The sequence below is a fragment of the Lentzea sp. CC55 genome (assembly GCF_021056325.1).
Lineage (GTDB): Bacteria > Actinomycetota > Actinomycetes > Mycobacteriales > Pseudonocardiaceae > Lentzea > Lentzea jiangxiensis.
The window spans coordinates 669,717-679,767 of record NZ_JAJCXE010000019.1 but is presented as its reverse complement, the minus strand read 5'-3'; the positions used below and the strand labels follow the sequence as shown (position 1 = coordinate 679,767).

At 71.5% G+C, this 10,051-nt stretch carries 9 protein-coding genes; 5 read left to right on the top strand and 4 right to left on the bottom strand.

The window, feature by feature from the left end; genetic code table 11:
• The coding region (locus tag L6E10_RS14955) for a tetratricopeptide repeat protein (protein WP_236220103.1) at positions 1 to 1,385 on the top strand (1,385 nt) is incomplete at its 5' end.
• Here L6E10_RS14955 and L6E10_RS14950 read toward each other — a convergent pair.
• The 3 genes from L6E10_RS14950 to L6E10_RS14940 all read right to left on the bottom strand — a co-directional run bounded on the left by L6E10_RS14950 (position 1,365) and on the right by L6E10_RS14940 (position 4,282).
• Positions 1,365 to 2,912 (bottom strand): PQQ-binding-like beta-propeller repeat protein, encoded by a 1,548-nt coding sequence (locus L6E10_RS14950; protein WP_236220102.1) that lies wholly within the window; start codon positions 2,910 to 2,912, stop codon positions 1,365 to 1,367. The two genes, L6E10_RS14955 and L6E10_RS14950, sit on opposite strands and share 21 nt — an antisense overlap.
• Before the next feature lie 178 nt (positions 2,913 to 3,090).
• On the bottom strand, positions 3,091 to 3,462 hold the full coding sequence (locus tag L6E10_RS14945) for a hypothetical protein (protein ID WP_236220101.1): 372 nt from the start codon (positions 3,460 to 3,462) through the stop codon (positions 3,091 to 3,093).
• 46 nt (positions 3,463 to 3,508) lie between these two features.
• The gene (locus L6E10_RS14940; protein WP_236220100.1) at positions 3,509 to 4,282 is read right to left on the bottom strand and encodes a TetR/AcrR family transcriptional regulator; all 774 of its coding nucleotides are present in this window, start codon (positions 4,280 to 4,282) and stop codon (positions 3,509 to 3,511) included.
• A gap of 78 nt (positions 4,283 to 4,360) precedes the next feature.
• On the opposite strand from L6E10_RS14940, the gene L6E10_RS14935 reads away from it, so the two are divergent.
• Entirely contained in the window at positions 4,361 to 6,619 is a 2,259-nt protein-coding gene (locus L6E10_RS14935) for an ATP-binding cassette domain-containing protein (protein WP_236220099.1), read from the top strand.
• Positions 6,616 to 7,398, top strand: coding sequence for a siderophore-interacting protein (locus L6E10_RS14930; protein ID WP_236220098.1), 783 nt, complete (start codon positions 6,616 to 6,618; stop codon positions 7,396 to 7,398). Before L6E10_RS14935 ends, L6E10_RS14930 begins: the two co-directional genes overlap by 4 nt.
• 39 nt (positions 7,399 to 7,437) lie before the next feature.
• On the opposite strand, the gene L6E10_RS14925 is transcribed toward L6E10_RS14930, so the two are convergent.
• Positions 7,438 to 7,698, bottom strand: a complete 261-nt coding sequence (locus L6E10_RS14925) for a methyltransferase (RefSeq protein WP_236220097.1) — start codon at positions 7,696 to 7,698, stop codon at positions 7,438 to 7,440.
• Between the two features lie 435 nt (positions 7,699 to 8,133).
• Between L6E10_RS14925 and L6E10_RS14920 the strand changes: the two genes are divergently transcribed.
• Both L6E10_RS14920 and L6E10_RS14915 read left to right on the top strand, forming a co-directional pair.
• Positions 8,134 to 9,048 carry an ABC transporter permease gene (locus L6E10_RS14920; RefSeq protein ID WP_236220096.1) on the top strand — a complete coding sequence of 305 codons (915 nt, stop codon included), beginning with the start codon at positions 8,134 to 8,136 and terminating at the stop codon, positions 9,046 to 9,048.
• Complete coding sequence (locus tag L6E10_RS14915) at positions 9,045 to 10,040, top strand: ABC transporter permease (RefSeq protein WP_236220095.1); 996 nt, start codon at positions 9,045 to 9,047, stop codon at positions 10,038 to 10,040. The genes L6E10_RS14920 and L6E10_RS14915 overlap by 4 nt, the downstream gene beginning before the upstream one ends.
• Positions 10,041 to 10,051 lie beyond the last annotated feature (11 nt).

Genomic DNA, 10,051 nt, shown 5'->3' with positions numbered 1-10,051 from the left:
TCGACACGGTGGTCCGCCGCTGCGCGCGCCTGCCGCTCGCGCTCGCGGTGGCCGGGGCGCGGGCGGCGACGCAGCCGGAGTTCCCGCTCGCGGCGCTGGCCGATGAACTGGCCGACCTGGACGCGTTCGCCGACGACGATGACGTCACCGCGGACCTGAGGTCGGTGTTCTCCCACTCCTGCAAGGCGTTGAGCGCCGGCGCGCTGCGGTTGTTCCGGCTGCTCGGGCTCGTGCCGGGCCCCGACATCGGTCTCGCCGGCGCCGCGTCGCTCGCCGGGCTGCCCGTCGCGCGGACCGAGGCCCTGCTGCGCGAACTGGTCACGGCGAACCTGCTCGACGAGCCGGACCCGGGCCGGTTCACCTGCCACGACCTGCTGCGCGACTACGCCGCCGAGCTGGCGCTGGAGGGCGAGCGGGACGACGCGCTGCACCGGTTGCTCGACCACCTCGCGCTGACGGGCGTCGAGGCCGGCGTCGCGTTCACCCCGACCCGCCACCGCCCGGACACCCCGCGACCGGCCGAGGGCGTCGTGGTGACGACGTTCGGCTCCCGCGAGGAAGCCCTGGCGTGGCTGATGACCGAGCACCCGACGCTGATGGCGGCGATGGCGCACGGCACACCGGAGCAGACGTGGCTGATCGGCTGGGCGCTCGCGGACGTCCTCGACCGGCAGTGGCACCACCGCGACCTGCTGACCTCGCAGCAGCTCGCCGTCGCCGCGCTGGAACGGCTCGACGACACCGACGGCATGGGCCGCACGCTGATCAACCTCGGCCGCGCGTTCGGGCGCCTCGACCGGCTCGACGAGGCGACGGCGGCGCTGCGGCGGGCGTTCGACGTCTACGAGGGCAACCCGGCGGGCCAGGCGGCGGCGTTGCTGAACATCGCGATGCTCTGCCCGGACGACCGGATCGCCGAGGCGATCGAGCACACGCGGCGCGGGCTCGCGCTGTACGAGCAGTGCGGCGACCTCTACGGCCAGGCCAACGCGCTGACCGGGCTGGCGTGGTGCCACGTCAAGATCGGCGCCCACCGCAGGGCCGTCGAGTACGCCGAGCGCGTGATGCCGATGTGGCAGGCGATGGAGCACGTCATCGGCGAGGGCGAGACGTGGGACAACCTCGGCACCGCGTACCTCGGCCTGGGCGAGCACGGCAAGGCCGCCGAGGCGTACGCGCGGTCCTGCGCGCTGTTCCGGCGCGGCGGCGACCTGCCGCTCGAGGCCGCGGCCTGCGACCGGCTCGGCGACGCCCACGCGGCCGCCGGAGACGCCGGGCAGGCACGCCGGGCGTGGCGCAGGGCGATCGACCTGCGCAGCCAGGCCGGCCTCCCGGCCGACCTGGTGCGCGCGAAGCTCCTGCGGCTACAGGCCGAAGGCGAGTAGCACGTGCCCGTGCGGGTTCGCGAAGCCGGAGTTGTAGCCGGACTGCACGTAGACCATGCCGTCCGAGACCACCGCTCCCGCACCGGGTCCGGCGAGCACGCCGCCGCGCCCGGTCAGCCCGTTGACGCCGCGGACGTCCTGGACGGTGTCGTGGGCCCAGACGACCTGCCCGGTGTTCGAGTCGTACGCGCGGAGCTTGCCGTCGAGCGCGCCCAGCCACACCACCCCGGGTGAGCTCGACACCGGCAGGCCGTGCGCCCGGTAGCAGCCGGGCTGCCCGGCCGCGCCGCCCGTGGAACAGCCGTCGGCGGGGGCCGGGGTCTCCCACAGCACCCGGCCGGTGGCGGGGTCCACCGCGAACAGCGTGCCGGGCTCGGCGTAGTAGGTCGCGATGTAGAGCCGCTTGCCGTCGTAGCTCGAGCCCCACTGGATGCCCGAGATGCCACCGCTGGGCAGCGGCACGCCGAGCTGGCGGCGCCACACGACCTGGCCCGTCGCGGCGTCGAACACGTGGTACACCCCGGACTTCTGACCGACGCCGACGAGCCGGCGGCCGTCGACGGTGAACAGGTTCGGCGTGGCGCCGATGTCGTAGTCGAGGTTGGTGCCGTCCTTCAGCCCGGGGCAGTAGCCCTCGGCGTCGGGCTGGTTGCAGGCGTCGCGCCAGGTGTCGGCGTCGGTGACCTGGTTGGTCCACCTCACCGCGCCGGTGCGGGCGTCGAGCGCGAGCAGCGAGTCGAACTCGCCGCCCTTGCCGGTGTAGTTCTGGCCCGTGCCGACGTAGAGCGTGCCGGTCCTGCGGTCGATCACCGGCGAGCTCCAGACGCCGACGCCCGACGGCTCGAACCGCTTGGCGCCGTTGGGCCAGGTGCCGGCCTCGACCGGTTCCGGCACCGTGTAGTGGCGCCAGACCAGGGCTCCGGTGTCGATGTCGTAGGCGTCGATGTGGCCGCGGAACGTGCAGCAGTCGTGGGTGTTCGGCAGCATGTTCTCGCTGCTCGACGTGCCCACGTACACGAGTCCGTTGTGGACGATGGGCGAGCTGGTGGTCATCGAGGCGATGCCGTCGTCCAGCTGCACCTGCCACTTCAGGCGGCCGGTGCGCTGGTCGAGCGCGAAGAACCGGCTCGCGCTGTCCCCGAAGAACACCTTGCCGCCGGCCACCGTCGGGCCGTCGGAGTTGAACGCGTACCGGGTGGCGGGCGGGAGCGTGAACTCCCACTTCGCCCGCCCGTTGCGAGCGTCGCGGGCGTAGAACTTCCCGTCGGGGCCACCGAAGTAGATCGTGTCGCCGACGACGGCCGGCTGGCTGCGGACGGCGTTGTACTCGCCCTTGGGATACGCGAAAGCCCACTTCAGCTCGAGCTTGCCGGCGTTGCCCGCGTTGATCCGCCATTCCGCGGCCTGGTGCCGCGATCCGTTGAGGTCCTTCTGCCAACCGGACCAGTCGCCGTTCGCGTGCGCGGTGGCGGGTGACGCGGTCAGCACTACGAGCGCCGCGGTGAGCAGCGCGGTGGTCTTGAGCATGGAATTTCCCCCTTCCGCCACCCAGACTGGCAGTGGCGCAAGGGGAACACGTCCCCCCAAAGTCTCTTCGAGGGTTAACCGATCGGTTGATGCGTCACGACGTCGACGCCCGGACAGCCCCGGCCGACGACCGGGTTCCGCTCACCGGGCGAGGTACTACCGGGGATCCTGAGCGCTGTCACGGCTCTGCCACGGAGAAGTGGCCGGCGAACCCGGCGAACCTCTCCGCCAGCGGCCCCGTCCCCGTGCCGAGCGCACGCCAGAGGTCGCGGTGCCCGCCCAGCGCGAACCGGTCGTCCACCAGCACCACCACGGACCCCCGGCTCGCGAGCTCCAGCGCATGGGCCTCGGACCCGCGCGGGAGGAAGACCAACGGCCGCACGCCGACAAGGGTGCGCGGCGCGTGCACGGCCGCGGCGAGGCCTTCGACGTCGTACCGCATCATCATGGTCGCGGGGCGGTACTCGTCCGGCGGGGTGGTGGCCGCGGTCGCCGGCGCGGTCAGCACCATCGCGCACGCGACGGCCACAAGCACTCTGACGATCGCCATGCGCCTGATCTCATCGAGTCCATGTGCGGTGAGCGTCCGCACCATGTCACGGTTTCGCTACAGCGCTTTCGATGCCGTCGAGGAGGACCTCCAGCCCGCTGCGGAAGTTCTCCACGGCGTCGTTCTCCAGGTACGGCAGCTCGGGGTCGACGGGGTCGCGGTCGTTCTCCAGCAGGTGCAGCACCGGGAACTTCTTCGCGAGGTCCGGCTCGACCTCCATCAGCACGGCCGACCGCGCGTACCACCACTCCTCGTCGCCCTCGCCGGTCTCGCCCCCGGCCGCCCGCGCCTCGGCGGCGGACTGGGCGACGCCGCGCACGAAGTGGTTGACGGCCCCGACGATGCCGCGCAGCCGGCGGCCGGGCAGCCCGGTGGTCACGAGGATCGCGGCCAGCGACTCCACCACGGCGAACTCGTGCGGGCCGAGCACCGGCCGGGCCTGCGACACCTGCAGCACCCACGGGTGGCGGCCGTAGAACTCCCACATGTCCTCCGCCCACCGCGTGACGGCCGGGCGCCAGCCGTCGGCGACCGGGTAGGAGGTGGGCAGCTCGGCCATCGCGCGGTCGTACATCAGGTCGACGAGCTCGTTCTTGCCCGGCACGTACGTGTAGAGCGCCATCGCCGTGCGCCCGAGCCGTTCCCCCACCGCGCGCATCGAGAACGCCATGCCCTGCTCGTCGGCGACGGCGATGCCCGCGTCGACGATCGAGTCGACGCTCAGCCCGGGTTTGGGGCCGGGGCGCTTCTCCGCCACCGAAGGCCGCCACAGCAGTTCGATGGAGCGGCGCGGGTCGCCCTGACCTGCGTAGACGACCACGGTTGCGACTCCTTACAGCGTAAAGTAACCTCGTTGGCCGATACTTTACGCCATAAAGAATCATTGGGGGAAGCAGCTGTGAACGCTGTCGCAGACAGCCACGACGTGATCCAGGTCCGCGGGGCGCGGGAGAACAACCTCGCGGACGTGTCGCTCGACGTCCCCAAGCGGCGCCTGACCGTCTTCACCGGCGTGTCCGGCTCCGGCAAGTCCTCGCTGGTCTTCGGCACGATCGCGGCCGAGTCGCAGCGCATGATCAACGAGACCTACACCGCGTTCCTGCAGTCGTTCATGCCGTCGATCGGCCGGCCGGACGTGGACGCGCTGCGCAACCTGAGCGCCGCGATCATCGTGGACCAGGAGCGGATGGGCGCGAACTCCCGCTCCACCGTCGGCACCGCCACCGACGCCCACACGATGCTCCGGATCGTGTTCAGCCGCCTGGGCGAGCCCCACGTCGGCACGTCCGGCGCGTTCAGCTTCAACCTGCCCGAGGGCATGTGCCCGGCGTGCGAGGGCCTGGGCAAGGTCACCACCGTCGACGTGGACGCGATCGTCGACAGGACGAAGTCCCTGAACGACGGCGCCATCGACGCCCCGAACTACGGCGTCGGCACGTGGTACTGGCAGGTGCTCGCCAACTCCGGCCTGTACCCGGCCGACCAGCCGATCAACACCTTCACCGAGCAGCAGCTGCACGACCTCCTCCACAAACCGACCACGAAGCTGACCATCGGCGGCAGCACCGTCACCTACGACGGCCTGATCACCAAGCTGCAGCGGACCGTCCTGTCCAAGGACCGCGAGTCGATGCAGCCGCACGTCCGGGCGTTCGTCGACCGGGCCGTCACGTTCGCCACCTGCCCGGACTGCGGGGGCGCCCGCCTCAACCGGGCCGCCCTGGGCTCGAGGATCCGCGGCCTGAACATCGCGGACTGCTGCGCCATGCAGATCAGCGACCTCGCGCGGTTCGTGCACGAGATCGACGACCCGTCCGTCGCACCGCTGCTCGCGACGCTGCGGGGCACGCTCGACTCGCTGGTCGAGATCGGCCTCGGCTACCTCTCGCTCGACCGCGAGTCCGGCACGCTGTCCGGCGGCGAGTCGCAGCGCGTGAAGATGGTGCGGCACCTGGGCTCTTCCCTCACCGACATCACCTACGTGTTCGACGAGCCGACCGTCGGCCTGCACCCGCACGACATCCGGCGGATGAACGACCTGCTGCTGCGCCTGCGGGACAAGGGCAACACCGTGCTGGTCGTCGAGCACAAGCCGGAGACCATCGAGATCGCCGACCACGTCGTCGACCTCGGCCCCGGCGCGGGCGTGCACGGCGGACACCTCTGCTACTCCGGCGACGTGGCCGGTCTGCGCGCGTCCGGCACGCTCACCGGCCGCCACCTCGACCACCGCGCCAAGCTCCGGCCGGAGTTCCGCTCCCCACGCGGCTTCCTGACGATCAGCGGCGCCCGCACCAACAACCTCAAGGACGTCTCGGTCGACCTCCCGCTCGGCGTGCTGACCGTCGTCACCGGCGTCGCGGGCTCCGGCAAGTCGTCGCTGATCCACGGATCGCTGCGGGGACGCCAGGACGTCGTCACGGTCGACCAGTCGCCGATCCGCGGCTCCCGCCGGTCCAACCCCGCCACCTACACGGGCCTGCTCGACTCCGTCCGGACCGCGTTCGCCAAGGCCAACGGCGTGAAGGCCGCGCTGTTCAGCGCGAACTCCGAAGGCGCCTGCGAGAACTGCAAGGGCATCGGCCTGGTCTACACCGACCTCGCGATGATGGCGGGCGTCGCGACGGTGTGCGAGAAGTGCGAGGGCAAGCGCTTCACCCCCGAGGTGCTGAGCTACACGTTGCGGGGCAAGAACATCAGCGACGTGCTCGGCATGTCCGTCGCCGAGGCCAGGGACTTCTTCCCGTCCGGGCAGGCGCACGCGGTGCTGAGCCGCCTGCACGACGTCGGCCTGTCGTACCTCTCGCTCGGCCAGCCGCTCACCACGTTGTCCGGCGGCGAGAGGCAGCGGCTGAAGCTCGCCATCCACATGGCCGAGAAGGCCTCCACGTACGTGCTCGACGAGCCGACGTCCGGACTGCACCTCGCGGACGTCGACCAGCTGCTCGGCCTGCTGGACCAGCTGATCGACGCCGGCGGCACGGTGATCGTGATCGAGCACCACCTCGCCGTCATGGCCCACGCCGACTGGATCGTCGACATGGGCCCCGGCGCCGGCCACGACGGCGGTCAGGTCGTCTTCTCCGGCACCCCCGGCGACCTCGTGTCCACTTCGGACACCCTGACCGCCCGGCACCTGAAGGAGTACCTGTCGTGAGCCTGCTGACGGTGACCTCGGTCGAGCGCCTCACCCCGCGCATGGCCCGCCTGACGTTCAGCGGACCGGGTCTCGACGAGATCGGCACGTGGCCGGACCAGCAGCTGAAGCTGTTGTTCCCCAAGCCCGGCGGAACCGCACACGTGTCGGACTCCCCCGACGCCGGCACCTGGTACCAGGCCTACCTCGCGCTGCCCGACGACGAACGGCCGTGGATGCGCGGCTTCACCGTCCGCTCGCTGACCGGCGGGGTGCTGACCGTCGACTTCGTGCTGCACGGCGACAGCGGGCCCGCGTCGAGGTGGGCCGCACGTGCTCGGGTGGGCGACGTCCTCGGCCGGTTCGGCCCGTCACCGGACTACGCCCGCCCGCTCGGCACCGCGGACCTCCTGGTGTTCGCGGGCGACGAGACGGCACTGCCCGCGATCGGCTCGCTGCTGGAGCTGCTGCCTCCCGGGCAGCGGCGGCTCGTGTTCGTCGAGATCGCGGATCCGCTGGAGGAACAGGACGTCCCCGGCGTGCGGTGGGTGCACCGCAGTGCCGGAGAGGACCTGGTCTCGGTGGTGACGGCGGCGGACGTCGCGCAGCCGGTGTGGGTGTGGCTCGGCGGCGAGGCGTCCGCGGTCCGGGCGCTGCGCAGGCACTTCGTCGACCTCGGTGTGCCCAAGGACGACATCGAGTTCGCCGGGTACTGGCGCCGCGCGCTCACCCAGGACGACGCTCCCACCGCGGACGACCTCGCCGAAGCGCAGGAGCGGATCGCCGCGCTCAGCGAGTGACGCGGAACTCCAGCACGCCGTGCCCTGCGGCCACCGGGCTCACGGACTCCAGCACGAGTCCGTGAGCCGGGGCCAGTTCCGCGAGGTCGTCGAACTCCGTGCTCCCGCCCGGCGACTCGACGACCAGGACACGCGCACCGGGCGGCAGCGGGTCGGAGGAGCTGCCGCGCTGTCCTCCAGGTCGACCGGGTGGCCGCGCGTCCCGGGGTTCGCCTCCAGCACCGCGGCGAGCAGGCCGCCGTGCCCTCCGCCGACGTCGACGAGCGTGCCGAAGCGGCTCCAGCCGACCGCCGCGACCACCCTGGGCCCAGTTGCACATCCGGTCGGTCATCTGCCGGTCGAACGCCTCCCGCAGGTGCGGCTGCTCGGCGAGGTCGGTCCGGAAGCCCCGGCCGGTGGGCGGGTTCGCCGGGGCGGACGCTGTGGAGGAGGACGAGGGCGAGCGGGTCCACCCGGGACAGGGCGCGAGGCCGGTCCCGCAGGCGGTCCGGCAGCCCGAGGGTGACCGCCACCCGCAGCGCCATCGATGTGACCATGCCGGACATCCGCCGGAGCGCTTGTACGTCGTCGTCGGTCTTCACGACGGTTCGGCGTCCCACGCTGTGCAACTGAGTTTGGTCAACACTGAAGCAATGGAGAATATAGGTTCTCACGTTTTGGAACCAGCAGACGTGATCACACGATCGGCTTACTGTGCCGCCCGAGAGATCACCACGTCGAGAAGCAGGTCCGCAGTTGTCCACTCCCGTCGCGCGGTCCGTGCCCGCCGCGATCCGCGCCGTGCTCGCCCGCGACCGCTGGGCGCTCGCCGGCACGGTCACCGTCGCGGTGATCGCCCTGGTCGCGATCTTCGCGGACGTCCTCACCGCTCTCGAGGGGCACGACCCCTACACCTACGACTCGTCCGCGCTGGACGTGAACACCGGTCTCCCCGCCGGGCCGCTCGGCGGCGTCAGCGGTGACCACTGGTTCGGCGTCGAGCCCCTGACCGGCCGCGACCTTTTCGCGATCGTCGTGCACGGCGCGCGGACCTCGTTCCTGATCGGGCTCGCGGCGACGCTGGTGTCGATCGGGCTCGGCGTGCTGGTCGGCGCCGCCGCGGGCTACCTCGGCGGCTGGGTCGACCGGGTCATCACCTGGAGCGCCGACGTGTTCCTCGGCTTCCCGTACCTGGTGTTCATGATCGCGCTCGGCGCGGTGGTGCCGGCGGAGTTCCCGCGGGTGCTGCTGCTGGTCGTGGTGATCGGGTTCTTCGGCTGGCCGTCGACCGCGCGGATCGTGCGGGCCCAGGTGCTCACGCTCAAGGAGCGGAACTTCGTGAAGGCCGCGCGGGTGCTCGGTGCGTCGCCGTGGCAGGTGTTCCGCACCGAGCTGCTGCCGAACCTCTGGGGTCCGGTGCTGGTCATGGCGACGTTGTCGGTGCCCGGCAAGATCGGCCTGGAGGCCGCGCTGTCGTTCCTGGGCGTCGGCGTGCTGCCGCCCACGCCGAGCTGGGGCCGGTCGATCAGCGCCGCGATCGACTGGGTCGGCGTGGACCCGATGTACCTGATCTTCCCCGGCCTGGCGCTCTTCGCCGTCACGTGGGGGTTCAACGCGCTGGGCGACGGGCTGCGCGACGCGCTCGACCCGAGATGGGGCGGCACCCGGTGAAGAACCTCAAGTTCGCGCTGACGCGCCTCGGCGGCATGGTGCTCGTGCTGCTGATCGTGGCCTTCTGCACGTTCGTCGTGTTCTACCTGGTGCCCTCGGACCCCGCGCTGCTCGCGTGCGGCAAGCCGTGCACACCGGAGAACCTCGCTCTGGCGCGGGAGTTCATGGGCTTCGACGAACCGTGGTGGCGGCAGTTCCTCACGTTCCTCGGCGGCATCTTCGCCGGGCGGACGTTCGGCACCGGTGTGACCGCGATCCACTGCTCCGCGCCGTGCTTCGGCTACTCGTTCCGGCAGAACGCCGACGTGCTGGAGCTGATCGGCGACCGGCTGCCGGTGACGTTCTCGCTCGCGGTCGGCGCCGCCGTGCTGTGGGTCGGGCTGGGCGTGGCGATCGGCGTGCAGGCCGCGCTGCGCAAGGACACCTGGTTCGACCGGGCGGCGCTGGCCGGGTCCGTGATCGGCGTGTCCGCGCCGGTGTACCTGGTGGGCCTGCTCGGCATCCTCGTGCTCGGCTTCCAGCTCGACGTGGTGCCCGTCGGCAACTACACCGCCTTCACCGAGGACCCGGTGCGCTGGGCCTGGGGACTGGTGCTGCCGTGGTGCGTGCTCGCGTTCGCGCACGGCGCCCACTACGTGAAGCTGACCCGTTCGCAGATGCTCGAGACGATGAGCGAGGACTTCATCCGCACCGCCCGCGCCAAGGGCGTGCCGGAGCGCACCGTCGTCGGGAAGCACGCCCTGCGCAACGTGCTGCTGCCCGTCGTGACGCTCACCGGCATCGAGTTCGGCTCCCTGCTCGGCGGCGCGGTGATCACCGAACGCGTCTTCAGCCTTCCCGGTCTCGGTGGCCTGCTGATCGAGGCCGTCCACGGCCGCGACCTCGCCACGCTGCTCGGCTGCACCTTGTTCGCGGGGTTTCTCGTAGTCGTCGCCAACGCCGTCGTCGACCTGTCCTACGGCCTGCTCGATCCACGAGCACGGCTCACCTGAGGGGAGAAGTC